This is a genomic window from Desulfonauticus autotrophicus, assembly GCF_055381725.1.
The window spans coordinates 1859441-1885650 of record NZ_AP042395.1 but is presented as its reverse complement, the minus strand read 5'-3'; the positions used below and the strand labels follow the sequence as shown (position 1 = coordinate 1885650).

26 protein-coding genes and 4 pseudogenes are annotated in these 26210 nt (G+C 39.7%); 25 read left to right on the top strand and 5 right to left on the bottom strand.

The window, feature by feature from the left end; genetic code table 11:
- Position 1 precedes the first annotated feature (1 nt).
- From ACZ42F_RS10655 to ACZ42F_RS10595, 13 genes and pseudogenes are all read left to right on the top strand, one after another.
- On the top strand, positions 2 to 349 hold the full coding sequence (locus ACZ42F_RS10655) for a ferredoxin-thioredoxin reductase catalytic domain-containing protein (RefSeq protein WP_464278967.1): 348 nt from the start codon (positions 2 to 4) through the stop codon (positions 347 to 349).
- A 14-nt stretch (positions 350 to 363) separates the two neighbouring features.
- Entirely contained in the window at positions 364 to 588 is a 225-nt protein-coding gene (locus ACZ42F_RS10650) for a NifU family protein (protein WP_029966495.1), read from the top strand.
- An 81-nt stretch (positions 589 to 669) separates the two neighbouring features.
- Positions 670 to 2061 (top strand): glutamate--tRNA ligase, encoded by a 1392-nt coding sequence (gene gltX, locus ACZ42F_RS10645; RefSeq protein WP_464278966.1) that lies wholly within the window; start codon positions 670 to 672, stop codon positions 2059 to 2061.
- 216 nt (positions 2062 to 2277) lie between these two features.
- Positions 2278 to 2685: a hypothetical protein gene (locus ACZ42F_RS10640; protein ID WP_464278965.1), complete on the top strand. Its 408-nt coding sequence runs from the start codon at positions 2278 to 2280 to the stop codon at positions 2683 to 2685.
- On the top strand, positions 2676 to 3728 hold the full coding sequence (locus ACZ42F_RS10635; protein WP_464278964.1) for a two-component system sensor histidine kinase NtrB: 1053 nt from the start codon (positions 2676 to 2678) through the stop codon (positions 3726 to 3728). The genes ACZ42F_RS10640 and ACZ42F_RS10635 overlap by 10 nt, the downstream gene beginning before the upstream one ends.
- Positions 3721 to 5072 (top strand): annotated as a pseudogene (locus ACZ42F_RS10630) (sigma-54-dependent transcriptional regulator). Before ACZ42F_RS10635 ends, ACZ42F_RS10630 begins: the two are co-directional and overlap by 8 nt.
- A pseudogene (gene queA / locus ACZ42F_RS10625) lies at positions 5050 to 6164 on the top strand (tRNA preQ1(34) S-adenosylmethionine ribosyltransferase-isomerase QueA). Before ACZ42F_RS10630 ends, queA begins: the two co-directional pseudogenes overlap by 23 nt.
- A gap of 11 nt (positions 6165 to 6175) precedes the next feature.
- Positions 6176 to 6415: a 4Fe-4S dicluster domain-containing protein gene (locus ACZ42F_RS10620; protein WP_464278963.1), complete on the top strand. Its 240-nt coding sequence runs from the start codon at positions 6176 to 6178 to the stop codon at positions 6413 to 6415.
- Positions 6408 to 7461 (top strand): annotated as a pseudogene (locus ACZ42F_RS10615) (3-methyl-2-oxobutanoate dehydrogenase subunit VorB). Before ACZ42F_RS10620 ends, ACZ42F_RS10615 begins: the two are co-directional and overlap by 8 nt.
- Before the next feature lies 1 nt (position 7462).
- The gene (locus ACZ42F_RS10610) at positions 7463 to 8212 is read left to right on the top strand and encodes a thiamine pyrophosphate-dependent enzyme (protein ID WP_464278962.1); all 750 of its coding nucleotides are present in this window, start codon (positions 7463 to 7465) and stop codon (positions 8210 to 8212) included.
- A 3-nt stretch (positions 8213 to 8215) separates the two neighbouring features.
- Positions 8216 to 8776: a 2-oxoacid:acceptor oxidoreductase family protein gene (locus tag ACZ42F_RS10605; protein WP_029966175.1), complete on the top strand. Its 561-nt coding sequence runs from the start codon at positions 8216 to 8218 to the stop codon at positions 8774 to 8776.
- Positions 8777 to 9298 (top strand): shikimate dehydrogenase family protein, encoded by a 522-nt coding sequence (locus ACZ42F_RS10600; RefSeq protein WP_464278961.1) that lies wholly within the window; start codon positions 8777 to 8779, stop codon positions 9296 to 9298.
- The gene (locus ACZ42F_RS10595; protein ID WP_464278960.1) at positions 9277 to 9576 is read left to right on the top strand and encodes a hypothetical protein; all 300 of its coding nucleotides are present in this window, start codon (positions 9277 to 9279) and stop codon (positions 9574 to 9576) included. Before ACZ42F_RS10600 ends, ACZ42F_RS10595 begins: the two co-directional genes overlap by 22 nt.
- Here the strand turns inward: ACZ42F_RS10595 and ACZ42F_RS10590 are convergent.
- Both ACZ42F_RS10590 and ACZ42F_RS10585 read right to left on the bottom strand, forming a co-directional pair.
- Positions 9573 to 10061, bottom strand: a complete 489-nt coding sequence (locus ACZ42F_RS10590) for a LysM peptidoglycan-binding domain-containing protein (RefSeq protein ID WP_464278959.1) — start codon at positions 10059 to 10061, stop codon at positions 9573 to 9575. The genes ACZ42F_RS10595 and ACZ42F_RS10590 overlap by 4 nt on opposite strands.
- Before the next feature lie 41 nt (positions 10062 to 10102).
- Positions 10103 to 11194 (bottom strand): lytic transglycosylase domain-containing protein, encoded by a 1092-nt coding sequence (locus ACZ42F_RS10585; RefSeq protein WP_464278958.1) that lies wholly within the window; start codon positions 11192 to 11194, stop codon positions 10103 to 10105.
- Positions 11195 to 11401: 207 nt separating this feature from the next.
- Here ACZ42F_RS10585 and ACZ42F_RS10580 point away from each other — a divergent pair.
- Both ACZ42F_RS10580 and ACZ42F_RS10575 read left to right on the top strand, forming a co-directional pair.
- Positions 11402 to 11449, top strand: a pseudogene (locus ACZ42F_RS10580) (hypothetical protein); the annotation flags it as partial.
- Between the two features lie 45 nt (positions 11450 to 11494).
- Positions 11495 to 12016, top strand: a complete 522-nt coding sequence (locus ACZ42F_RS10575) for a 23S rRNA (guanosine(2251)-2'-O)-methyltransferase RlmB (protein WP_464278957.1) — start codon at positions 11495 to 11497, stop codon at positions 12014 to 12016.
- Here the strand turns inward: ACZ42F_RS10575 and ACZ42F_RS10570 are convergent.
- Positions 12013 to 12414, bottom strand: a complete 402-nt coding sequence (locus ACZ42F_RS10570) for an HD family phosphohydrolase (protein WP_464278956.1) — start codon at positions 12412 to 12414, stop codon at positions 12013 to 12015. The two genes, ACZ42F_RS10575 and ACZ42F_RS10570, sit on opposite strands and share 4 nt — an antisense overlap.
- Positions 12415 to 12625: 211 nt before the next feature.
- On the opposite strand from ACZ42F_RS10570, the gene ACZ42F_RS10565 reads away from it, so the two are divergent.
- Together ACZ42F_RS10565 and ACZ42F_RS10560 are read left to right on the top strand one after the other, a co-directional pair.
- Positions 12626 to 13090 carry a hypothetical protein gene (locus ACZ42F_RS10565; RefSeq protein WP_464278955.1) on the top strand — a complete coding sequence of 155 codons (465 nt, stop codon included), beginning with the start codon at positions 12626 to 12628 and terminating at the stop codon, positions 13088 to 13090.
- Positions 13048 to 13491, top strand: a complete 444-nt coding sequence (locus tag ACZ42F_RS10560) for a hypothetical protein (RefSeq protein WP_464278954.1) — start codon at positions 13048 to 13050, stop codon at positions 13489 to 13491. The genes ACZ42F_RS10565 and ACZ42F_RS10560 overlap by 43 nt, the downstream gene beginning before the upstream one ends.
- Before the next feature lies 1 nt (position 13492).
- On the opposite strand, the gene ACZ42F_RS10555 is transcribed toward ACZ42F_RS10560, so the two are convergent.
- Positions 13493 to 14098, bottom strand: a complete 606-nt coding sequence (locus ACZ42F_RS10555; RefSeq protein WP_464278953.1) for an MvaI/BcnI family restriction endonuclease — start codon at positions 14096 to 14098, stop codon at positions 13493 to 13495.
- Between the two features lie 13 nt (positions 14099 to 14111).
- A complete protein-coding gene (locus tag ACZ42F_RS10550) occupies positions 14112 to 14969 on the bottom strand; it encodes a DNA-methyltransferase (RefSeq protein WP_464278952.1) in 858 nt (285 codons plus the stop codon).
- A gap of 221 nt (positions 14970 to 15190) precedes the next feature.
- Between ACZ42F_RS10550 and ACZ42F_RS10545 the strand changes: the two genes are divergently transcribed.
- The 8 genes from ACZ42F_RS10545 (at position 15191) to ACZ42F_RS10510 (ending at position 25472) form a co-directional block, all read left to right on the top strand.
- Positions 15191 to 16588, top strand: a complete 1398-nt coding sequence (locus tag ACZ42F_RS10545; protein ID WP_464278951.1) for an MATE family efflux transporter — start codon at positions 15191 to 15193, stop codon at positions 16586 to 16588.
- A gap of 9 nt (positions 16589 to 16597) precedes the next feature.
- Positions 16598 to 18436: a UbiD family decarboxylase gene (locus ACZ42F_RS10540; RefSeq protein ID WP_464278950.1), complete on the top strand. Its 1839-nt coding sequence runs from the start codon at positions 16598 to 16600 to the stop codon at positions 18434 to 18436.
- A gap of 12 nt (positions 18437 to 18448) precedes the next feature.
- Positions 18449 to 19516 (top strand): nicotinate-nucleotide--dimethylbenzimidazole phosphoribosyltransferase, encoded by a 1068-nt coding sequence (cobT, locus tag ACZ42F_RS10535; protein ID WP_464278949.1) that lies wholly within the window; start codon positions 18449 to 18451, stop codon positions 19514 to 19516.
- Complete coding sequence (locus ACZ42F_RS10530) at positions 19513 to 19758, top strand: 2-thiouracil desulfurase family protein (RefSeq protein ID WP_464278948.1); 246 nt, start codon at positions 19513 to 19515, stop codon at positions 19756 to 19758. Before cobT ends, ACZ42F_RS10530 begins: the two co-directional genes overlap by 4 nt.
- The gene (locus ACZ42F_RS10525) at positions 19715 to 20020 is read left to right on the top strand and encodes a 2-thiouracil desulfurase family protein (protein ID WP_464278947.1); all 306 of its coding nucleotides are present in this window, start codon (positions 19715 to 19717) and stop codon (positions 20018 to 20020) included. The genes ACZ42F_RS10530 and ACZ42F_RS10525 overlap by 44 nt, the downstream gene beginning before the upstream one ends.
- 312 nt (positions 20021 to 20332) lie before the next feature.
- Complete coding sequence (locus ACZ42F_RS10520) at positions 20333 to 23851, top strand: carboxypeptidase-like regulatory domain-containing protein (RefSeq protein ID WP_464278946.1); 3519 nt, start codon at positions 20333 to 20335, stop codon at positions 23849 to 23851.
- Positions 23836 to 24693 (top strand): hypothetical protein, encoded by an 858-nt coding sequence (locus tag ACZ42F_RS10515; RefSeq protein WP_464278945.1) that lies wholly within the window; start codon positions 23836 to 23838, stop codon positions 24691 to 24693. The genes ACZ42F_RS10520 and ACZ42F_RS10515 overlap by 16 nt, the downstream gene beginning before the upstream one ends.
- Positions 24694 to 24713: 20 nt before the next feature.
- Positions 24714 to 25472 (top strand): GAS domain-containing protein, encoded by a 759-nt coding sequence (locus ACZ42F_RS10510; protein WP_464278944.1) that lies wholly within the window; start codon positions 24714 to 24716, stop codon positions 25470 to 25472.
- Positions 25473 to 26210: the final 738 nt, after the last annotated feature.

The window sequence follows — 26210 nt, the reverse complement described above, 5'->3', positions numbered from 1 at the left end:
AATGCAGGTTAAAGACCTATATGCTTTTTTAAAGCAAACTCAAGAAAAGCAAGGTTACTATTTTAATCCTGACCAGGAGATGGTAGAACAACTTCTGGAAAGTCTTTTAACCAACAAAAAACGCTATGGTTACATGGCCTGTCCCTGCCGTCTGGCTTCTGGCAACTACGAGCTGGATAAGGACATTCTCTGTCCCTGTGTTTACCGGGAGGCAGATGTCAGGGAATATGGAAGTTGCTTTTGTGGACTTTATGTTTCTAAAGAAGTAGTTGAAGGCAAAAAACAACTGGAAGTGGTGCCAGAAAGAAGACCTGCTTCCAAGGTATTAGCAGCATTAAATAAAAATTAACCCAAGGAGGCTTTATGTTAAAAAACAAGGTCCAAGAAGTATTGGATAAAATTCGTCCCAATCTCCAGGCTGATGGAGGGGACGTGGAACTGGTAGAGGTTACAGATGACGGTATTGTCAAGGTGCGTTTAACTGGCGCCTGTCATGGCTGTCCCATGTCTCAACTAACCCTTAAAAATGGTATTGAAAGGCTTTTACTCAAAGAAATCCCTGCCCTTAAAGGTGTAGAGGCTGTTTAGTTTACTTTTTGTACAAAGTCTTTTAAGCGGGCTTTACAGCCCGCTTTTTTGTTTTTCAAATGCCAACACAGGAGGAAGTAAATGACAGTGGTTACTCGTTTTGCTCCCAGCCCAACCGGGTATTTACATATTGGAGGCGCAAGGACAGCGCTTTTTAGTTATCTTTGGGCCCGCAAAAACCAGGGAAAATTTATCCTGCGCATAGAAGATACAGACCAGGAACGCTCCACCCCAGAAATGACCCAGGCTATTCTGGAGGCCATGGAATGGTTGGGGTTAGAATATGAGGAACTCTATTTTCAAAGTAAACGCCAGGAAATCCATCAGGAATACATAGATAAACTGGTGGCTGAAGGTAAGGCCTACTGGTGTGAATGTTCACCCGAAGAAGTGGAACAGATGCGCCAGGAAGCCATGGCCAAGGGATTAAAGCCCAAATACAACGGCAGATGCAGAGAAAAAAACTTAGGCCCTGGTCCTGGTAGAGTGGTACGCCTGAAAGCTCCTCTGGAAGGAGAAACTTCTTTTGTGGACCTGGTTAAAGGTAAAATCAGCGTTCAAAACCAGGAACTGGACGATTTAATCTTACGCCGCTCTGATGGTACACCCACTTATAACCTGGCAGTAGTAGTGGATGACCTTACCATGGGTATCACCCATGTCATTAGAGGTGATGACCACGTAAACAATACCCATCGCCAGATTTTAATCTACAAGGCCTTAAATGCACCTATTCCCCAGTTTGCCCATGTGCCTATGATTCTGGGACCAGACAAGAAAAAATTATCCAAACGCCACGGCGCTCTTTCTGTCATGGTGTACAAGGAAATGGGGTTCTTACCCGAAGCCCTGCTAAATTACCTGGCCAGATTGGGTTGGTCTTATAAAGACCAGGAAATCTTTTCCAAAGCAGAACTTATAGAAAAGTTTAGCTTAGAAAACTTGAGCAAATCTCCCAGTGTCTTTGACACTGAAAAGCTTCTCTGGTTAAACAGCCACTATATCAAAGAAAGCTCCAGGCAAAGACTGGCTCAACTTCTACTGGAGTTTTTGCAACCAGAAGGCTTTAATCCTTCTCTTGCGTATCTGGAAAAGATAGTGCCCCTGTATCAACCACGAGCCAAAACCCTAAAAGAAATGGCTGAACAAATGCACTTCTTTTTAAAAGAGGCTAAAGAGCTTGACTATGACGCAAAGGCAGTGGAAAAGTTCCTAACCCCTGAAGTTATCCCTCACTTGCAAAAGATAAGGGAAAAAATTGCAACTCTCACAAATTTTGAGCAAAAAGCCTTGGAAAATATCTTTGCAGCTTATCTGGAGGAAAACCAGTTAAAATTCAAAGTCATAGCCCAGCCTTTAAGGGTGGCCCTTACTGGCCAAACTGTAAGTCCAGGTTTATTTGAAACCATGGAAGTTCTGGGCAAGGAAGAAGTCTTAAATCGTTTACAAAGGGCCTTGGAACTGGCTACCTAAAGACATGGATATTCTCTTACAGCAAAAACGCAAAAACCAGCTTATTTTAATGGTTTTGCTCTTTATTCTTTTGGGATTTCTCCTACTTCTCCTTACCTGGAGAAATCTCACTTTGCAGAAAAAAGCTATCTATCAGCATTTAAAGCTGGCCTCCAGTTCCATCAGCAGGGGTATTGAAGCCTCTCTTTTCGAGGCATGATGTTTATGGGGGGAAGGATGATGGGAGAGCAAATGATGAGACATCATCCACCCCTTCCCTTTTTACGACCCAGGGCCAAAGAAATTCTGGAAGACTTGGTAAAAGAAGGTGATGTATTGGCCATTATTCTGGCGGACAATCAGGGACACATCCTGCCTATTTTCAGGGACAACAAGCTACAAACTCCTTTAAAACAAATCCTTCAGGGGCCTTTTCAGGAAGCAGAGTTTAAAATCCTTTCCTTTAACCAGCACTATCTGGCAGTTTTTAGTCAACAGACCCGTATTCCAGTAAGCTCTTTTTTCCAGAACAAACCCATGACTTTTCTGCTCCTCCACCTAAAAATTACCTTCTTTTGGTTCTGGATGCTACTCATCATCTGGTCCTCTATCAAAAATTCCAGAAAACCCTCTTTATGCAAATAGGTTTTTTGATTTTACTGGCCATTTTTCTTATCACCATTACCACAGCTTATCTTAGAAGGCAGGAAAAGAGTGAGCGCCTGGCCAGTCTGGAAACCTTTCACTCCAAATTACTGGACAATCTGCCAGATGGTTTACTTACCATTGACCAGAAGGGAATCATTAACGCTGCTAACCCTGCCCTAAGTAAAATCCTGGATTCTCCTCTAAAGGAAATTATTGGCCAGCCTTTAGCCCGCTTTTTTGACCCTGAGTTTCCCAGCCAACAGTGGAAAGAACTGGAACTAGGCACAAAAAAATTAGAAATCCTCAAGGTGCCTTTAAGTGGAGAAGAGCTTTTTCTCTTAAGGGACCGAACTGAAATAAAAAAAATGGAAGAAGAGCTTATTCAAAACCAGAACCTGGCCACCATTGGCCGTTTTGCCACAGGCATGGCCCATGAAATCAGAAACCCTTTAAACGCCCTCAAAGGTTTTGCCCAATTTTTTGCCCAAAAATTTGCCCAGGAAGAGCCTGCCAAAACCTATGCTAAGACCATGGTTCAAGAAGCAGACCGTTTGAATCGAGTCATAACCGACCTCCTTACCTTTGCCAAACCGCAAAAAATAGAAAAAAGAGTATTTTCGCTAAAACCCTTTCTGGAAGAAATCTTGCGCTTGCTTCAGTTTGACTTGCAAAACAAAAACTTAAACTTTAAACTAGACTTAAAAGTAGAAACTATTAAGGCAGACCAGGACTCCTTAAAACAGGCCTTAATCAACCTGCTTTTAAATAGCATCCAGGCCTCTAAACCAGAAGGAATCATTGAAATAGCAGCAGAAAGGGTAAGGGAACAGATTTGTTTAAAAATAAAAGACTATGGCCAGGGAATGACTAAAGAAGAATTAAAAGAGGCCTTTACGCCCTTTTTTACCACTAAGGAGCAAGGTACGGGCCTGGGTCTAGCCATTGTGCAACAAATAATCACCAGACATGAAGGCCAAATTAAAATTAATTCTTTGCCTGGAAAAGGAACAGAAGTAATTATTTATCTGCCCTATGAATAAAGAAGCTTTTATAGAAACAACTCCCTGCCTTTTAGTGGTGGATGACGAAGCTTCCCAGCGCCTTCTCATTAAGGCTGTTATGGAAGAAGAAGGCTGGCTGGTCAAAGAAGCCAGTAATGGACTAGAAGCACTAAATATCCTGGACCAGGAAAATGTGCAGGTAATTTTAGCTGACCTCAAAATGCCCAAGATGGATGGCTTGGAACTCCTGCACAAAGTACAAAGCATAGACTCTCACCTGCCTGTAATTTTGCTTACAGCCTTTGGCACAGTGGATTTGGCTGTAGAAGCCATGAAAAAGGTGCCTTTGACTTTCTCACCAAGCCCACAGACATTGAGGAATTAAAGAGTACTTTAAATAAAGCTTATACCTATTTTCTGGCCAGTTCTGAAAAATACGCCTCTGGCTTTCACCAGCAACTGGAAATCATTGGCCAAAGCAAAATCATGCAACAACTTATCCAGCTGGTAAGGCAGGTAGCGCCGTCAGAGGCCAATATCTTGATTACAGGAGAGTCTGGCACAGGTAAGGAACTGGTAGCCAATGCCCTGCACAAATTGAGTTTGCGAGCCAAAGAACCGCTCATCAAAGTAAACTGCGCCAGCTTGCCAGACAACCTTCTGGAATCTGAACTCTTTGGCTATGTAAAAGGAGCCTTTACTGGCGCCTACAAGGATAAACCCGGACGCTTTTTACTTGCCCACAAGGGAACCCTCTTTTTAGATGAAATTGGAGAAATGCCCCTCAATCTCCAGTCCAAGCTGTTAAGGGCCTTACAGGAAAAGACCATTGAGCCCCTGGGTGCTATTCACTCTGTACCTGTAGATGTGCGTTTTATTTGCGCCACCAACAAAGACCTCAAGCAAGAGGTGGAAAAGGGAAACTTTAGAGAAGACCTTTATTTTCGCATCAATGTTATTGAAATTCACTTGCCTCCCTTGCGGGAAAGAAAAGAGGACATTCCCCTGCTGGTCAATCACTTTTTAAAAAAGCTGGGGGACAAAAATCGCAAAAAAATCCACAAGGTCTCGCCAGAGTTTCTGGAGCAGCTCACCTATTATGACTGGCCAGGCAATGTGCGGGAACTGGAAAACATCCTGGAGCGCGCCATTATCCTCTGCCCTTCAGATACCCTGGAGGTCAACCAGTTGCCACCTCACCTTTTACCTCAAAAAAACTCCAGAGCCATCCAGGAAAACCTGGAAGAAGCAGAAAAAAAGGCCATTATTGAAGCCCTTAAAGCCAACAATGGCCATCGAGAAAAAACTGCCCAAGCCCTGGGCATTAGTCGTAGAACCCTGCAATACAAGCTTAAAAAATATGGACTTACCAAAAAAAGATAACCTGCCTGACCTCTTCAACCTGGATACCTATGATTTTTCCCTGCCCTCAGAACTCATTGCCTCCCTTCCGCCCAAAAACAGGGGCACTTCCAGGCTGCTGGTACTGGATAAAAAAAGCGGAGACATCACTCTGGCCAGTTTTAAGGAATTAGCCCGTTTTTTACCACCCAAGAGTTTGCTGGTAGCCAACAACACCAAGGTCTTACCTGCAAGGATTTGGGGAAGGAAAAACAGCAAAACCATCTGGGAGGCAAAGTAGAATTTTTACTCCTAACACCCTTTCCTCTCCTGAAAATCCAGGATACCCGTGAGAATTTTAAAGAGTGTATAGCAGAAGGACTGCTAAGGGCCTCCAAAAGACCCAAGCCTGGCCAGGAAGTGGTCTTTACTCCTGACTTCTCCCTGGAGGTCCTGGAAACAGGAGATTTTGGGCAGGCAAAGGTAAAATTGATTTTTCAGGGAGATTTAAAGGAAAAGTTTTTACAACTAGGCCATATTCCCCTTCCACCTTACATCAAAAGAGCAGACACGGATTTAGACCGGGAAAGATACCAGACCATTTATGCAGCAGAAGAAAAGATAGGCGCAGTAGCTGCACCTACTGCTGGCTTACATTTTAGCCCTGAACTGCAAGCAAAATTAACCCAACTGGGCTTTGATTTTGCTTATATCACCTTATATGTGGGCTATGGGACCTTTTCGCCCATTCGCACCCAGGACATTCGCCAGCACCAGATGCATGGGGAATATTTTGAAATTCCAGAACAAACTGCCAGGAAAATTCAGGAAGCCAAAAAAAACCAGCGTCCTGTAATAGCCATTGGCACCACTACAGTAAGGACTCTGGAAGGGGCCTACCAAAAACATCAAAAGATTAGGGCCTTAAAAGATGTAACTGACATCTACATCTTTCCCGGGTATGAATTTAAAGTGGTAGATCATCTTATTACCAACTTTCACCTGCCAAAATCTTCTTTAATTATAATGGTTTCTGCTTTTGCTGGACTTGAAAACATAAAAAGGGCATATAAGCTAGCTATAGAGGAAAAGTTTAGATTTTTCTCTTATGGAGATGCCATGCTTATCATTTAAGAGGAGGCGACATGTCAAAAGTGGTTTTTTTGGAAGAATTATGCAAAGGTTGTCTGTTATGCACTCAGGTGTGCTCTAAAAAAATCATCACCCAATCCTCACGCTTTAACAAGCAGGGATACAAGGTGGTGGAAATAAAACCAGAAGACCTGGAAAAGTGCATAGCCTGTGGCTTCTGCAGTCTGGTTTGCCCGGATTCAGCCATTGTGGTTTATAAAAGTGTAGAGGAAAAGGAGCCAGAAAATGTCTAAAAAAAGACTCTTTGTAAAAGGCAATGAAGCCATAGCCCTGGGGGCCTTGGCTGCAGGATGTAAGTGTTATTTTGGCTATCCCATAACCCCTCAAAATGACATTCCTGAATTTATGTCCAGAGAATTACCCAAAAAGGGGGAGCCTTTGTCCAGGCTGAAAGTGAAGTTGCTGCTGCCAATATGCTCCTGGGAGCAGTTAGTGCTGGAATTAGAGCCATGACTTCCTCTTCCAGCCCTGGAATTTCCCTCAAACAAGAAGCCATTTCTTATATGGCAGGAAGTGAACTTCCTGGTGTTATTGTCAATATGAATAGAGGTGGTCCTGGCCTGGGAGATATTGGCCCTTCTCAAGGAGATTACTTTCAAGCTACCAAAGGCGGAGGCCATGGAGATTATAGACTGCTTGTCTTAGGTCCTGGCACTGTGCAAGAAGCCTATGATTTGACCATAAAAGCCTTTGACCTGGCCTTTAAGTATAAAAACCCCGTAATGATTTTAGGCGATGCCATTTTAGGGCAGATGAAAGAGCCCATTACTCCCTGGGAACCAGAAGTTCCTGAAAAAGAAGCAAAGGAATGGTGCCTGGAAGGAGCAAAGGGAAGACCGCCCAGGGTCATCAAATCCCTGTATCTTGAAGATGGAGCTTTGGCCAAGCACAACCTGAAGCTGGCCCAAAAATATGCTGAGATGAAAAAGAAATCCTCTTTGAAGAATTTCTAACCCAAGATGCCAGCCTCATTGTGGTGGCTTACGGCTCTATTGGTAGAATCGTCAAAAGCACCATCAGGACTTTGAGAAAACAAGGGCATAAAGTAGGACTATTTAGGCCCATAACCCTCTATCCTTTCCCCAGTGAAGCCCTACAGGTTCTGGCCAAAGAGGGCAAAAAGTTCCTGACCATTGAGCACAATCTGGGACAAATGGTAGAGGATGTACAATTGGCTGTTTGCCCTTATGCCCAGACAGATTTTCACGGGCATTTGCCTGGCAATTTGCCCACTCCCAATGATTTTGAAGAACCCATAATCAAGGCCCTGGAGAAGTAAAATGACTGAAAAAATAATGTTTCCCAAACCCCAAGTACTGGCTAATAGGCCCACCCATTACTGTCCAGGCTGTCATCATGGCCTGGCCCACAAACTGGTGGCTCAGGTATTAGAAGAACTTAAGCTTCCAGAAAAAACCATTTGTGTTGGCTCTATTGGCTGCTCTGTTTTTATTTACAACTATTTACTTTTAGACACCATAGAAGCTCCGCATGGACGGGCTCCTGCTGTAGCCACAGGAGTAAAACGAGCTAGACCAGATAAGTTTGTATTCACCTACCAGGGAGACGGAGACCTGGCTGCCATTGGTCTGGCTGAAATAATGCACTGTGCCAATAGGGGAGAAAGGGTTAGTGTAGTTTTTGTCAACAACACCATCTACGGCATGACAGGTGGACAAATGGCTCCTACCACTCTGGTAGGCCAGAAAACCACCACCTGCCCTGGTGGAAGATGCAAAGATAGGGAAGGCGAACCTTTTAAAATGGCTGAAATTATTGGTTCTTTGGGAGGCACTGCCTATGCTGCCAGAACCGCTCTAAATGACATCAAAAACATTCAAAAAACTAAAAAAGCCATTAAGCTGGCCTTTAGAGCCCAGTTAGAAGACAAGGGCTTTGGTTTTGTGGAAATCCTTTCCAGTTGCCCTACCAACTGGAAAATGACTCCCTTACAGGCCAACGAACGCATTGCCAAGGAAATGATTCCCTACTTTCCTTTGGGCGAATTTAAAAACACCCTGGGAGAATAAACAATGAGCAAATATCAAGATGTAATTATAGCTGGCTTTGGTGGACAAGGAGTAATGCTTATTGGAAACTTGCTGGCCTATGCAGGTATGGAAGCAGGATTAAATGTGACCTATATCCCTGTCTATGGTCCTGAAATGCGCGGAGGTACTGCCAACTGCACTGTAGTTATTTCAGAAGAAGAGATTGGCTCTCCCATCATCTTTAACCCCAAAAGTCTAATTATCATGAACCGTCCTTCTCTGGACAAGTTTCAACCCAGATTAGAGGACAAGGGCACCCTTATTTTGAACTCTTCCCTGGTAGATGTGGATTTGGTAGATAAAAAAAGAATAAAGGCCTTTGCTGTTCCAGCCAATGAAATAGCTGACTCCTTGGGCAATACCCGCATGGCCAACATGGTAGCCCTGGGGGCTTACATTGAAGCCACCCAAATTATTCCCTTAAAGGTAGTGCAGGAGGCCTTGCCTCAAGTAATTTCCAGCCACTACCAGCACCTTATACCTGCCAACAGCCAGGCTCTGGAAGCAGGTGCCAATTATGTTCAGGAAAAAGGTAGTTTGTAAATGGAACTCTATGGCGTCATAGGTTCCCCCATCAAGCATTCTCTAAGCCCAGTTTTGCACAACTGGGCTTTTCACTATCTTGGCTATAGAGAAAAGACCTATTGTTCTTGGGAAGTAAAAAAAGAAGAGTTAAAGACCTTTCTAAGCCACCTGGATTTATACCAGATTAAAGGTCTTAGTGTGACCATACCTTTAAAGGAAGCTGTGCTCAACCATGTGCAGGCACAAAGCGAGAGGGTAAAAGAAATAAAGGCAGCCAATACCCTCTTTAAAACTTCCAGGGGCTGGAAAGCTGAAAACACAGATGTTTACGGCTTTTTAAAACCTCTAAAAGACCTAAATTTAGATCTTTCTTCTGCCCTGATCTTAGGCGCAGGCGGGGCTAGCAGGGCAGTGGTTTATGGATTAAAACTGTTAGGGCTAAAAGAAATTTACCTTAGCAACCGCACCTATAGTAAAGCTAAAAAACTAGCCCAGGAGTTTGACCTCATTAGTCTTAGGTGGGAAGAGAGAAAAAGGTAGAGGCTGAACTTATTGTCAACACTACCAGCCTGGGCTTAAAGGGAGATAAGGAAGGTTTAACGCCCTGGGATTATCCCTTTAAAAACACAAAGATAGCCTATGACCTTATCTACACTCCTTTACAAACCAGATTTTTGACCCAGGCCAAAAAAGCAGGTCTAATCACCCTTTCTGGCTTAAACATGTTTGTCTATCAAGGCCTGGAGCAATTTAGGCTTTTTACCGGGCAGGAGTTTCCCGTAGCCAAAGCCATGCTCTTGCTGCGCCAATACCTTTAGGGCACATAAATTTTCAAGGTATCTCCAGGACGCAAGATACTGTCCGAACTCAAATTGTTCCAGAGGGCAATTTGCTTCCAGCTCACTCCAAAGCGTTTGGCAATGGTCCAGAGGTTGTCTCCTCTGCGTACCTGATAGCGCACCAGTTGCCCTTGATGAAACTTTTTCACTTCTTCCCTAGCCAGCCTGGTCTGTTGGCCGCCCAAATCCGGTATATACAGTTTTTGGCCTATAGAAAGCCTGGAAGAAGTAAGGCCATTGGCTATTTTCAAGGTTTTTACACTTACTTTAAATTGTCTAGAGATACTCCACAGTGTATCTCCTGCTTTTACCTCGTAATTAGCACGCTTTTGGGCACTTGTTCGCACTGAAGCAAGCACATTTTCTTCTGACTCTCTATCCCCACGAGGTATGATGAGAAGGGTATTGGGATGCAGTAAATTATTTTTTAAATCATTTATCTTTTTTAAAACAGCAATAGGCACTCCATACCTTCTGGAAATAGTCCATAAAGAATCCCCAGACCTTACCTTATAGCGAATAAATCCAGCATAACTCTTCTTTTCTTTTCCAAAAATTGCCTTGCCAGTTCTACTTTTTCCTGGGGCAAATAAACAGTAATCTCCCCATCTGGAGGACTAACCATTCTGCGCACAAAGGGATTGTGCTCCCTAAATCTGTTCCAGTTCCAGCCCAGAGCTTGAGCAAAAGCCAATAAATCAGTGCTGGGCGGAATGCTTAATTTGGCTTGGGTTGGGGTTTCTTCCCAGTTTAAAGGCTCAAAGCCCAATTCTTCCAGATGGCGAACAATTTTTAAAATAGCTAAAAACTTGGGGACATAATGTCTGGTCTCCAGACGCAAATACCTTCTATTTTTTCTGCTCTTACAAATATCAAAAAAATTATCTTCTTTGCTCTTTTTAAGGGCTTGCCTGATCTTTCCTGGGCCAGCATTATAGGCAGCCAGAGCTAAATACCAGTCTCCAAATTCAGCATAAAGCTCTTTTAACATCTCAGCTGCTGCATAGGTAGATTTATAGGGATCCCTTCGCTCATCTATCCACCAATCCACCCTTAGGCCATATTTTTTGGCCGTATAGGGCATAAACTGCCACAAACCTGCAGCTCCAGCCCGGGAATAAGCCCAGGGATTAAAACCACTTTCTGCAAAGGGCAAAAAAATCAAATCTTCAGGTAGCCCCTGCTCCTTAAATACCTTGCGAATAAAAGGCAGATAGGCCTGAGCCCTTTCTAGCCAGCGTACAAAAATTTTTCTTTTAGAATGAGTATAGTACTTAAAGTAAAGTTTTAATTCCTTGGTTTCATAAAGGTCCAGTTCAAAATTAAGGGTATCTTCTTTGGCCAGGACATCCTCTTCTTGAGGAAGCAAGTTGGCATCCTTGTCCTCAGGATTGGCAACAACTTCTTCCTCTAAATTTTCCTGAGGTTGCTCCTTTTGCTCTGCAAGTAAAGAATCTGTTTCCGGGGGACAAATTTCTTCTTTAGTGGTGGCATTCTCCAGTGCCTTATTTTCTAAGTACTTAACTTCTTTTGGCTTATTGAATTGAGCACAGGCAGAAAAAGAAAAAATCAAAAACAATAAAAAAAGATATCGCATTACAACTCCTTGTTTTCCCTTCAAGCTCTCTATCTGCTAGTAAAAACAAAAACACTTGGCAAGCAAGTCTTTAATAGCTAGATGCTAGTTTACAGGAGGCCATATGAAAATAATTGCTGGCAAAAAACCCCTTTTAGAACTTTTGGAAACCAATCCCGAACAAATAGAGCGTATCTTTTTAAGTAAGAGCCGGAAAAATTTAGAAAAATCTTAACTCTTTGTCGTCAACACAAAGTAAAATATAAATTTTTACCGGAAAAAGAATTAAATCAACTCTTTGCCGGCAATCATCAGGGGTGTGTGGCCAGATTGCTTATAACCAATACCCTTGGCCTGGAAGAGCTACTGGCTACATCAGCTAAACTTCCGCTCATTTTAGCCCTGGATTGTGTCCAGGACCCTCAAAATATCGGCAGTCTCATTCGCACCCTGGTGAGTTTAGGTGGACAGGGACTTATTTTGCCCCAGGACAGAACAGCCTATCTGGGAGAAGGCGTAGTCAAAAGCTCAGCTGGAGCAATTTATAAACTGCGTGTAAGTAGAGTGGTCAATTTAGGGCGAGCCTTACTGGAAGCCCAAAAACAAGGTTATTTTCTTTACGCCAGCTTACCCAGGGAAGGAGACAATCCCTTTACTACCAGACTCCAGTTTCCCGCCATACTGGTGCTGGGGAATGAAGATAAGGGAATTCGCCCTGGAATCTTAAAAAAATGCCCTTATCACCTTACTTTGCCCATGCCTGGTGAATTTGAGTCCCTAAATGTAGCCCAGGCAGGTGGCATTTTAATGGCTGAATTTTTACGCCAATATATGTTTGGCTAAAATCCCAAATCCCTGGCAATTTTTTGCATGCCCGCAATAGCCAGAGACAAAAATTCACTTAACTCCAGGTTGAGTTTGCTACATTCTCCAATCGTCTCCCTATTTACAGAAGCAGCAAAAGACTTGTCCTTCATTTTTTTGCGCAAGCTTTTGGGCTTCATGCCTTCCAGTTTGTTGGGACGAACATAGGCTGCAGCCATAATCAAGCCAGTAACCGTCTCCCCACAGCGCAAGGCAAAATCCAGCTTGCTTGTGGGTTCAACCCCGGTCATTTCTCCATTATGGGCTTTTATGGCCTGAATACTTTCGGCTGGCAACTTGTCTTTTAAAATCTCTGCACTCTTAAGGCCATGCTTTTGAGGGTTGTCCTTGGTGCTTTCATAGTCCAGGTCGTGCAAAAGCCCGGTAATCCCCCAGAGTTCTTCATCTTCCTGAAAAACCTGGCCAACTCCCTTAAGACTCCTTCTGTAGCCAGACTGTGTTTTAGCAAACTTTCTTCCTGAATATATTGCTGAAGTAAGGCAAGGGCTTCGTCTCTACTTAGCATCCGGTTTTCTCCTTTACAATTTTTTTGACTCTTTTAGCCCTAAAAGCTTACAAAGGGCAAGTATGGACAGGGAAGATAACTGGCAGGAACTTTTTCCTTGGCAAGATACCCGCAAGGACCAGGAAAAACTGTTGGTTCTGGAAGCCTTAGGGTTTAACTGGCAGATAAAAACCACTACCCAGGGTTTAAGTGTATTTATAGCAAAAGAGCAATTTCCCCTGGCCCAAAGGGAACTACTGGAGTATGAGCAAGAATGTCAAAGAAAAGCTTCTTTAGCCCAACACTCTTACTTTCTTTCTTCTCCTTCAACTTCACTTATCTGGAGCAATATAGCCCTGCTTGGCCTGCTTTTAATCTCCTTTACCCTTCAACAACATCTCCCCTCTTTTACTGCTCTGGGCATGTTAGATGGCGAAAAGGTCTTTAAAGGTGAAGGATATAGGCTCTTTTCCTCCCTTTTCTGCACAAAGACCCTGCCCATCTTTTGGGCAATATCTTTTTTAGTTTTTACCCCCTCTATCTGTTAAGCCAGTATTATGGAACAGGGTTTACCTGGCTAATAATTTTAGGCTTAGGCACACTTGCCAATGGCCTTAATCTTTTCTTTTTGGGTTCTCCCCATAAAAGCTTGGGCTTTTCCACAGCCAGTTTTGTAAGTTTGGGCTTACTTTTTGCCACCTTAAGGGGAAATAAACAGGCTATCCCTGGCCTGGCCCTGGGCCTTGGCCTGGGCTTTTGGGCCCTTTTTTCTGGAGGGAAAAATACCGACCTGGGCGCCCACTTTTGGGGACTGATGGTAGGACTTCTGGCAGGCCAGTTTTCTGGCCTATTGCAGAAAATTGGAAAAGGAAAACAGGTCCAGCTACTTTCCTGGCTGGGGATACTTTTGTTGTTTTGTGGTTGTTATTTGGTATATTTAAAAAAATAAATTAAAGCTTAATAAATAAACTTAAAAAACTTTTGCGAGCATAAAATGCCCTGGTTTTAGAACCATGGCCTCTCCCTTTGGTTCGAGGCTGAATATATTTTCCCATCTTACCCGTCAAAGCCTCAACACCTTTTTCTCTAATAGTATTTCTAACCAAATCATAATCTTCTTTTACTTCCTGATATAATTTTCCCTGGAGAGTAAACTCCACTACTGAATGAATATAGCTGGGTTCATCTACGCTCTTGCCTACGGTTCTAGCCACAACCACAATCTTTTTTAACTTGTTTAACAAATGACTATCCTCAAATTCTTTTTGTAATACATTTACTGGATCAATCATAGTTATAGCCATTGTTTCTTTAAAGATAAGATTTCCATCTTTTTTGTATTTAAGAGGGATAGATTTTAGTTCCCAAGAGCCAAAATTAGGAGACCTGGAAGAGTTAAGAGGCAACTCTAAGTATCGTTCCAGCACATGCCCGGCCCAACCTTTATTTACCTTTCCTTGCTCACTATACACTCGAACTCCCAATTCCTCAGCTAAGGAATGTAATTCCTTACCAATTAATTTTTTTAATTTTTCAATTGCTTCTTGTCGTTCCATCTTTTATCCAAATTTAAGGAAGTAAGGCATATCCTGGCTCTTCTTCTTTTACTTGAAAACTCCCTAAAAGGTTTTTCTGTCTTCTTAAAAAAAGAATGTCTTTTAGTCTGGGTATAGCTAAGCCTTCTAAATACTCTTTTTCAGAATCAATACCTACGAACTTGCGTTTATATTTTAAAGCAACAACCCCTGTAGTTCCACTGCCACAAAAAGGATCTAAAACAATATCTCCTTCTTTACTGGCAGCTAAAATTATTCTTTTCAGTAAGCTTTCTGGTTTTTGTGTGGGATGTTTGCCATATTTTTTTTCTCCATTCTTAACTGTACCTATAGCCCAGACACTGCGCATTTGCTTACCAGGCTTTTTAATAAAGTCTTCATCCCAGTTTCCATGCTTCATCAGTTCATAATTAAAGGTATGCTTTGCTTGCTTGTTTTTTTTAGCCCAGATCAAAGTTTCATGACTGGCAGTAAACATTCTGCATGATAAATTGGGAGAAGCATTGGGTTTAAACCAGCAAATATCATTAATCACATGCCATCCTTGCCGTTGTAAAGCAAAACCACAAGCATAGATAGAATGATAAGTACCAGAAATCCAAAGACTTCCATTGGGTTTTAAAATTCTTTTACAAGCTTCTATCCATTTAAAGTGAAATAAAAAATCCTTTCCTACTCCATTGCTTTTATCCCACTTGCCTTTATTTACAGAAACTCGTTTTCCAGCATGGCAGGTAAACCCATCATTGGATAAATTGTAAGGAGGATCTGCAAAAATCAAATCAATACTTTCTGCAGGAAGCTGCTTCAAAATTTCAAGAGCATCTCCCAGGTACAGACGAACTCCCATTTCACTAAAATAAGCCTTCATCGGTTCACTTGTCCTTAAAATTAGCTTTTTAATTCTTTAAAGCATAACTTAGCCTCTATCCCTTTTCAAGGTTAAAAAAATCTCAAAAATTTAAGTTAAATTATTTTTTTTACCTAACCTAATTTGCTATATTTTCTTACAATTTCGCTTCCTTTTATTCCCTTGCTAAAATCCACAAAAGAAGGCAAATTCTCTCTTTTAGACAGCTTAGGAGAAATCTTGTGTTTTTCAAAATAAAACCCAATAATTGGCCTCTTTCCCTCAAGGAAATCTGGACCATTACCTGGCCTCAGATCCTTACCATGTTTTTTCACTTTCTCATTGGTTTTACTGATGTGTTTGTAGCAGGCCGCCTGGGTAAGAATGTCCAGGCCTGTATGGGAGTAATCTCTCAAGCCATGTTCTTTTTTCTGGTAGTGGCCATGGCTGTGGGCAATGGTTCAGTAGCTGCCATCAGTCAATCCCTGGGCTCCAAATTGCCCTTGCGGGCTCAGCGCTATATGGGGCTATCCCTTCAACTTGGCTTTATTTTTGGCTTAATTATCCTGGTTGGCGGATTATTGGGCCTGGATATCTTTTTAAAACTACTCCAGATACCAGAAGAAATTTATCCCATTGCCAGGTACTTACTGAAAATCTCCTTATATCTCCTTCCTGCCTATTACCTTTTAGTCATCACCAATGCCTTTTTTCGTGCTCAGAAAAAAGTCCTCTACCCTCTCTACTCTACCGCTTTAGTAGCTGGAATAAACATTCTTGGTGATTTTGGATTAGGGCTTGGTTTATGGGGACTGCCCAAACTAGATTATAAAGGATTGGCCTGGGCTACTTTTGGCTCTATCTTTCTGGGGTTTGTGGTCAACTTAATTTTTCTGCTCTCTCAAAACATCTTCTCTCTCAAAAACCTTCCTCCCTGGCGCTGGATCAAAAAAGGACTTCCCTATCTTTTTAAAGTGGCCTGGCCAGCAGGCACCTTGCAAATAGTCTGGCATTCTGCTTACATGGTGCTCTATGCCATTGTAGCTTCTCTGCCTGTAAACAGTGTGGAGGCCTTGGCTGGAATGAGTGCAGGAATCCGCATAGAATCCTTTCTCTTTTTGCCAGGTTTTGCCTTTAATTTTACAGCCTCCATTTTGGTCGGGCACTTGCTGGGAGCAGGAGATTTACCTGGAGCTAAAAAAGCTGGTTATCAAATCATGGGACTGGGTTTGCTCATAGTAGGCTTGTTAGCTGGCCTGGTCCTTTTCTTTATCGAACCTGTAGCTGGATTTATCGCGCCCGAACCCCTGGTGAGACAAGAAGCTATCAACTATCTCTACTTTAATGTGGCAGCTATTCCCTTTTTGTTGCCAGCCATGATTTTAGGTGGAGCGCTTACAGGCGCAGGAGCTACCCTTTACCAGATGATAGTTATGGGCAGTTCAGCCTGGCTGGTAAGAATCCCTCTAGCTTATATCCTCGGCCATGTGGTATTTAAAGAAGCTACAGGAATATGGCTGGCCATGTTTATTTCCATGGTTTTCCAGGCCCTTTTGATGTTATTTTTCTATCACTTTAAAAACTGGTCTAAATTTGCCTTGCGCAATAAAAAAATAGCCCCAAGCCCAAATTATAGTTAAGAGGTAAAAATGGGAATCAAAAACACCCGGGAACTGGTACACTTACTGGAAAGTAAAGGAGAGCTGGTCAGAGTAAAAGAAGAAGTGGATGCCCAGCTGGAAATAGCTGCCATACAAAGAAGAGTATTTCAAAGGCAGGGGCCAGCCCTTCTCTTTGAAAGGGTAAAAAATTGTGCCTATCCCTTATTAGGAAACATTTTTGGAAGTAAAAAAAGGTTAAAGCTTATCTTTGCTGATACTCTGGCCCAGGTGGAAAGTCTGTTTAAACTCAAAATTGACCCTCTGGAAATCTTTAAAAAACCTCATTACTGGTGGACCTTGCCTCGAGCCCTGAAAAACACCTGGCCCAAAATGGTAAAAAAAGGGCCTATTCTAAAACACAAAATAAGAATAAGTGCTTTACCCAGGTTAAAATCCTGGCCCAGGGATGGTGGAGCTTACATTACCTTACCCCAGGTCTATACTGAAAGCCCCTTTAAACCTGGTCTTAAAAACTCCAACTTGGGTATGTACAGGGTTCAGTTAGATGGCAATGAATACCTTCTGGACCAGGAAGTGGGCCTGCACTATCAAATTCACCGGGGTATTGGCGTCCATCACCAGCAAGCCCTGCATCTGGGACAAAAACTACCAGTAAACATCTTTGTGGGCGGACCACCAGCCATGACCCTGGCCGCTATTATGCCCTTGCCTGAGGGCATTGCTGAAATCTTTTTTGCTGGAGTGCTGGGAGGCCAGAGGATTAAATTGGTCAAGACCCCGGAACACCCCTTGCCCCTTTTAGCAGAAGCAGATTTTTGTATTTGTGGTTATATAGACGGAGTAAAACCAGAAGGCCCCTTTGGCGATCACTTAGGCTATTATAGCCTCAAACACCCGTTCCCGGTGTTAAAAGTAACCGGGGTCTATGCCCGTCCCCAGCCCATCTGGCCCTTTACCACAGTAGGCAGACCACCCCAGGAAGACACCCTTTTTGGAGAGTTTATCCACGAACTCACCAAGGACCTGGTGCCCACAGTCTTTACTGGCGTAAAACAAATTCATGCAGTGGATGCTGCTGGCGTACATCCCCTTCTTCTGGCAGTTGGTAGAGAAAGCTATGTGCCCTTTAGTACAGAGCGCATCCCACAGGAAATCCTCACTCAAGCCTTCTCCCTTCTGGGACAAACCCAGACCTCACTAAGCAAGTATCTCTTTATCCAGGCTGAAGAAAAGGGAGAAGCCCTGGATGTCTATAATATCCCCAATTACTTTCAAACCTTTTTAGAACGCCTAGACTTAAGGCGTGACCTACACTTTATCACCAGAACCACCATGGATACTTTAGATTATACTGGCATTAGCTTAAATCAGGGTTCCAAACTGATTTTAGCAGCCTGTGCGCCTAAAAAGAGAGAACTGGGCCAAGCAGAAGAAGCGCAATTTAAACTGCCAGAGCCCTTTGGCAAGCTTACCTTTTTTGCTCCTGGCATTCTCATTCTCCAGGGACCTGGCCACACCCTGCCCAGGGATGAACAAGACCCTGTGCTTAGAGAACTGGCTAATTACTTATTTACTCAAAAAAACATAGAAAAGTTTCCCCTGCTGGTGGTGGTGAATGATGCCTTATTTACAGCTAAAAACTGGGAAAACTTTCTCTGGGTTACCTTTACCCGCTCTGATCCAGCCACAGACATCTATGGCGTGGGAGAATTTACCCACTGCAAGCACTTTGGGGCTCAAAAAGCCATTATTATTGATAGCCGCTTAAAGGGCTATCATGCCCCACCTCTGGAAGAAGACCCGGCAGTCCTGAAACGCATTCAAAAATTGGGAGAAAAAGGCAAATCCCTATATAAAATTTTATAAAAAGGAGTAGGCATGGAAAAGGAGTTTTTACAACTTATACAACAAATCAAGCCAGTGGATTTGTCTCTGGAAGAAAAGGCCTATGCTCATCTGGATAATCTTACCAAGCCTCCCCGCAGCCTGGGAAGATTGGAAGAAATAGCAGCCAGGCTCTTTGCCCTTTCTAAAGGCAAGGTAGAGCCCTATCCTGCCCGTATTTACACCTGTGCAGCAGATCACGGCGTGGTGGAAGAAGGAGTTAGCCCTTACCCGCAAGAAGTGACCAGACAAATGGTGCTCAATTTTTTAAATAATGGTGCAGGAATAAATGTGCTGTGCGCCACTTCAGGAGTAGAACTAAAGGTGGTAGATGTAGGGGTCAAAGGAGATACCTTTCCTGAGCATCCTGACCTCATTCAAAAAAAGATAAAACCTGGCACCAACAACCTGGTAAAAACCAGGGCCATGACTAAAGAAGAATGCTTGCAGGCCCTTTTCCTGGGACTGGAACTGGCCCGCAAGGCCAAAGAGGAAGGCATTAAAAGCCTGGGTACCGGAGAAATGGGCATAGGCAATACTACACCTTCTACTGCTCTTTATTGCGCCTTTTTGAATTTAGATCCCTACGAGTGCACAGGTAAAGGAGCAGGTCTTGATGAACAAAAAGTTAAACAAAAAGCCAGGCTTATTGCCCAGGCCTTAGAAAGACATAAAAGGGAGGTAAATTCTCAAGACCCCCTGGAAATTTTATCCAGCCTGGGCGGACTGGAAATTGCCTGCCTGACAGGACTGATTTTGGGTGGAGCGCTGGAAGAAATGGCTGTAGTCATTGATGGCTTTATCTCCACTGCAGCCTTTGTAGCTGCCTATAATCTCAATCCTCTGGTAAAAGACTATTGCTTTTTCTCCCACTGTTCAGCAGAAAATTATCACCAGGCCTTATTAAAAAACCTAAAGGCCCGTCCCCTGCTTGATTTAGGCCTTCGCCTGGGAGAAGGAACAGGCGCAGCCCTGGCCTTTTTCCTGCTCAAAGCTGCAGCCAATATTTTCAATAACATGGCAACCTTTGAACAGGCAGGAGTTTCCAAAGAAATAAAATGAACCAGTTCACTTTAGGGGTAAGTGCCTGTCTTTTGGGCCACAATGTACGCTATGACGGCAAAAACAAGTTAAACTGGTGGCTTTATACAGAGGGAAGAAAAATGTTCAACCTGCTTCCCATCTGTCCGGAAAAAGAATGTGGGCTTCCTGTTCCCAGGGAGCCCATGCACCTGGAAGAAAAAGGGGGAAATATATCTTTTGGGCAATCAGACCCAAAAAGACTTTACCCCTTTAATACATAAGTGGGCAGTGAAAAAAATTGAAGAATTAAAAACAATCCAGCTTTGTGGTTATGTCTTTAAAAGCAAATCCCCCAGTTGTGGCTTAAATTTAAGCCTGGACTCTCAAGGCAAAATACAAGGCCTCTGGGCCTATATTTTTAGCCAAAACTTTCCCTTTATCCCCATTTTGGAAGAAAAGGACTTATCCAATCCCAAGCTAAGGGAAAATTTTTTACATCAGGTCTTTAGGTTGCAAGAAAAGCTGAAAAAAAGTAGTTATTAAATTTGAAATTGGGTTCCTATTTTAGTTCATTTTAATTACCCTTAAAGGTATAGTAAAATATTTAATAGTTCACTTGCGATAGAATTAAACTTAACCCCACTAGCTAATTTATAATATACTTTCCTATCCTCCCATAGTTTTTATAAATAAACCCCACAAACACCCAAAAACCTTCTTTGTCTCTGAATAAACATTCCTGACTATCCTTTGCTCATACTCTACCAAAAATTCATAAAATTCAATCAATTCACTTTCCTTGAAAGAATTTTACTTATATTGACAAAAAGTCCATTACTGGGTTAACCTAATCCTATGAAACTGAAACAAGCTTTAACACTCCTTTTTATCTTTGTTTTGTTTACCCCTGCTTTTGCTGGCAACCAAGATAACACCTTTCTTTTACTTCCTTCCCTTTCAGAGATATCAAAGCTATACGGTGTGGAATTTCAGGATAAAAAAAATCAATTCTTTCCAAACTATAAAAACCAATTAATGGGGGATGGAAGCGTCGAATCTGCAAGATATTACAAGTCAGTAGATAGTGACAGCTTTATTTATATACAAATTGGCTATTACACTAATGTAGGCAATATTTGGGAAAATAATAAGCAAAATACATTAGAAATTGCCAAAAAAAACAAACAAAAAACCTATCCACTAAATATTGGAGAGGATAGCATCTATAGAGAAGGAGGGTTGGCGTCCTATTCTTTTAAATATAAAAACTATATTGCTAGAATAATTTCTACCAACAATTTTGATGGAAAACTAGTACTAAACTATCTATTTAAAAACATAGAAAAAAACGAAAAAGGATTGTTGAATAAAAAAGAGTTAACCTTAACTAAACTTTATATTCTAACGTGCTTTGATAAAAATTATTTTTCTAAAGATTCAAAACAATATAATACAGATATAAAAATTCAACTTTTTGACAAAACAAGTGAAATATATAACAAAAATTTAAATATACCATTAAAGATACTTGATACTGAGTTAAACCATGTAAATACCCAATTGTCCATCCCTTTAGATAAAAAATTAACATCTCTTTTACAAAATATTTCTCCCAAAAGTCTTCTTGTCATATCCATCAAAGGACATAAACCTTTGTTTAAAGTTATTAACAAAGACTCATTTGATATAAATTTTGAAGACATTCAATTAAAAGATAATCTTAAATGTGCAAGCATCTTTAAAGAACCTGAATACTGTCCAAAAAATGGAAATGTGCCAGATAATATTCTTTATAACATAACAAACAATGAATACTACTATTTATCAGGCGAAATTAGATATAATGACAACATCATACTAGTGAGCTATAACAAGCAAAACCAGCTTGCAAGTGTTAAATTGATTCAGAAAAAAAGCCCTTCAGATAGCTACAAAATCTTTTTAGACGATAAAGGGAATTTAGTTTTCATGAAGATGACAAATGTAAACCCTGAAAATGCACTTTATAAAATAGAAAACAACCAATTAGTATCTATTCCAGTTTTAGATTTTATAAAAAACAATAAAAACTACTCTATTTTTGACATTTATATATTTAACAATGAAATAATAAAAGATGGCATATGGCAGGTACCATACTATAGAGATTATAAGCCAATACATGTAAACAATAGAATTTTTAGATACAATCGAGTTTTTTCAGCAAACATAAAACAAAAAATTGCATGTATAAATAAACAAAAATTTTTCAAATTGAAAAAAGCAGGGAAAATTAATACTGCTAGCAACTTTCTTTATTACAGCGACTATAAAAGAGAAAGATCCAAATCCTTAAAATATCAAGAGAAATACGAAATAAAAATCTTAGACTTTTTGGGTAGAACTGAAAAAAAATTAACCACAAAAAAATTTTCAAAATATCTAGATGAAATACTCGAAAATATCCCTGAAAACTGTAAAGCATATGAAACTATAATCGATTTTAATTTTAATGATTATTTAAACGATGTCCCTATTGCCAGCAAAGAAGATGTTGTAAAGGCCTTTGCAGAACAATGGGTAGGGAATTTTAGCAATTTACCATCTTACAAAGCATCAATTGATGATGTAGATGGTGCTTTACTATTTGGAACTGGCTTTGGAATTCCATTATACCCTACAGGTAGAAACGAGGCACTTTTAAATAAAGCTATAGGTCCTTATTCGGAACTACGATTTTGTGATAAGGGAAAAATTATTAAAAAAGAGGTTATTAATACAGGATGGACTCAATTTAAAAAAACTAAAGAAAAAGATTTTAATATCTCAATTACAAAAGAAGGCTATAAATCAATCAATAGGATATTAACCGTACCTATAGACAATAAAAACATTCTAAATTTTTCAGGGACTATCTCTGATGAGCAAGGCAACCCCTTAAAAGGAGCAACTGTTCTAATTGAAGACAAAAGCACAAAGACTGATGAAAAAGGATTATATAAATTAACTTTTAACTTAAATAATAATGGTGTTGAAGATAATATTGAACTTGATTTCAGTTTAAAAGAAGCAATTGGCAAATTGCAAGTAGAATTAATTAATCAAGAAAATATTTATCCTGATGGTAAAAGTTACCAGATAAAAATAAAAGCATCTGATAGGGGAGAGCCTTTTAAAAACAAAAAGATTGAGATAGCTAAGATTGATAAATTTTACTTGAAAAGCGGAAAACTATTTAAACCTAAAGGGCTTGAGGATGGATTTTATATCAATAAAACTTATTCGACTGATGACAAAGGTATACTATCAGCAAGCATCAATATACCTAAGTTAAAAGATAAGTTTTTAAGAGATGAAGCAGACATAGTTTTCCCTTTACATGCAAATTTAATTGTCTGTGAAAAAAGAGAAAGTATTTGTAAGGATGTAAAAATAACCATTGATAATCCTGCTCCAAAAATTAAAGCCCGTATTCCTTCGGGCCTTGAGGCTGGAGTCTGGCAAACAAAACCGTCTGTTGTATCTATAAAGGATCCCAATGATACAAAATTAAAAATTACTATAGCAGCTAAAGGAAGATTAAAGGAAGCAGGAAATTCTACATTCTACAGTAATAGATTAATAAAGACAATAGAAACGGGTGAATTTAAATTCTTTTATGAACCCAGTACGATAGAAGGACTCGACTTAACGCAGGAACTTCCCAATGAACTTCAAGCTTATCTTGATACTAATATAAAAGTATTATCAGGTTTTATTGGAGTTTTTGGTGATTTTGCTGCTAGTGGTGGGCTGGGGACTATTGCTGCTAAAAAAGTATTACCCTTGGAAAATAAGGTATTTTTTAAAAACTATAAAAACTTAGAAAAATTATACAAAGCAGGAAGCAAGGGCTTAGGCTTACCAGACATTCAACTTTCCACTGAAGGTACCGCAAGTTCGCTAAAAGAGGCAAACTACGATACGGCTGTAAATATTATGGATTGGAGCATTGGTACAGTTGATTTTATAGGAGGCACTCTCAATGAGACTAAAGTAGGTGAGTTAATCTCTGGTAAAAATTTTACTGTTAATAAGTTAGAAGCTTTAAGCAAACCTCTAACTGACAAGTTAAAAAATTCAAGCGCACAACTAATAAAAAAATTCAAGCTAGACAAAATATCAAAATTTATAAGTGGAAATGATACTCTAAAAGGCGGTCTAAGCCTGGAGGTGTTAAAGGCTGTGTATGCCAATGCCAAAACCACCTATGATATTTTCAACCAATACAAAAGTATTGCTTATGCATACCAAGATATAGACTTTTTACCTATTATCATAAAAGTAGAAGACGAACTGGGATATTATGACCTTCAAATCATTGAAATTGGTGTAAAGTTGTGGAAGAAAAATTGATGAAGTTAAAATTATTATATACTTTTTTAGCAATATTATTATTTTTAATTAATAACACTACTATTTGTTTTTCTGAAGATTATACAAAACCAAAAGAGATTATTAAAAGATATTTTACTGCGTGTGAAGAAAAAAATATAAATATAATAAAAGAGATTTTGAGTAAGTCAAACCAAGAAAAATACAACAAGCTACTTAGACTTCATCAACTCATTTTTGAGAGTATAGATGTACATTACAAGGACATAGAAATAAAAGAAATTAAAAACAATAAAAGTTACATTTTTGCAACTGTAAGTGTACATTCCGAGATAAAAAGTAAAGACAACCAGGAACAATTTGAAAAGAAAGGGGATTATGTATTTATTTTAACCAATATGGAATCTCCAAAAATTGTCCAGATCACAAATTATGTAAATTACAATTTAATGTTAAAAAACTTGCTCTATTTAAAAGTTTTAAACGATCTAGTCTCAAAAGATATAATCCCAGAAGAGGATAAAAATGAGTCTAAAGATAATGAAAATTTATCCTTAACAAATAATTTAGAGCTATACATTTTAAAAAATGAGAAGATAGTAAATGAAGTTAACCATCTAGATATAAATATTAATTTTTTAATTAAAAATAAAAATAAAGATAATTTTATTGGCTATTTAATAGTTACAAACATATCTAACCATGACGAGCTAAGAAAAATTCCACTATTCTTAGAAGGATTAAAGGAAAAGAAAGTCAAGATAAGATCTGAGATAAATCCATTTCAACCTGGTAAATACACAGCTAAAATTATAGACCACAAAAATAATCAAATCAAAGAAATTAACTTTAATATAAAATAAATATATTAAAGGAGCTTTTTATGAGAAATCTATTTGTAATACTTATTATCTTTTGTTTGGGTTGCTCCCAAAACATGCAAATCCTAAAAAAAGAAAATAAAAGATTACAAAATGAGCTTACTCAAGCGACTCATAAAAACCAAGAGCTGCACAAAAAACTGGACCAATGCCAAAAATTAAATGAAATATTATCAAAAGAGAAGGAGTTTGGTTCTCAAGAACTCTCAAGCCTTAGGGTAAAGTTTAGAATCTTTTTAAGAGAACTATTAGTAAAGATAGATACTCTTTCAAATGAAAAAGCCCTTATGGATTATGCAGGAGGAGAATTAATTAAAAGGAGTAAGGTCTACTCTAAAAGTTCCACTGTAATTTATTTGGGAAAAAATTTTAAAAATGGTGATGAAATCAGAGGAATTGCTGGATACTTTGCTGGACCAACAGTATTTAAGATAAAAATATTTAGAAAAATGGAAGATGATTCTTACCTTTGCGTAGGAGAGTCAAAAGAACTAACTGCAAAAGAAGGGCCAAACTATTTAATGCTTGAAAATAAAATAGTTTTAGATGACAATGACATAATTGGTATTACATTTTTAGAAAAAGCTAATTTTTATTATGACCAAAAAGATGGTGGTTTTTATACCAAAGACAATATAATTAACATAGGAGAAAAAATTAAATTAGAAAAATCAACCTATTCCATTTCTTTGAGATTTCTGGGATACTTTGATGAGTTGCCAAATAACAACGAACCAAAAGATAAAAAGCCAGTCTCTTAGGATAATCAGAAACTAGGATAATACAAAGGTAAGAATCCACTAAGTCAAAAAAGATGTCGCCTAGGCTAGTTTAAGATAAGGGTGTGTTAATCTTCTTATCTTGTTCCCATTCCTCTCTAGGGAAAAGGGTAAAATTCAACCTAGGCGAGAGGAGAATTTTTAGAGTTTTTATGATTTATCCTGATAATGTAAAAAAGTGTACTCAAACAGATTTTTTGCACCATCAAATATTATTGCTGATATTTAATCCCATATATTATAGTTATAACATGGAAAGATCAAAACTCAGAAAAGATACCATATGCACAAAAAATTTACAGCAAAAAAAACTTAACCTTCTTTTTCAAAGTACCTCAACGAATAAAATAGAGTTAGCTTAATTTTGTAAAAAACTGAAAAAAGATCCTTAAAAGCTAGTAAAAAGCAGCTTTAGATAAAGATATATTAAAAGAAGAGCGTAAAAAGGTTTTTAAATTAACAAATGTGGATTTGTTTAGATATAGATGTAGATATTTCACAGATGCTAGGGTATTGGGAAGTAGATCTTTTGTTAAAAGTATATTTAAGAAGTAAAACCTTATAAAAGCTAAAAAAGATAGAATTTATCCCTGTAATCAAAGCTTGTGGAGTCTATTCCAGGAAGAGATTGACGGGATGAGCTGTTGAGGATTAGTTGAGTAGTTAAGTAGATGAGTAGTTGAGTGGTTGATTAGATAAGTGGATTGAATGCAAGGAGTA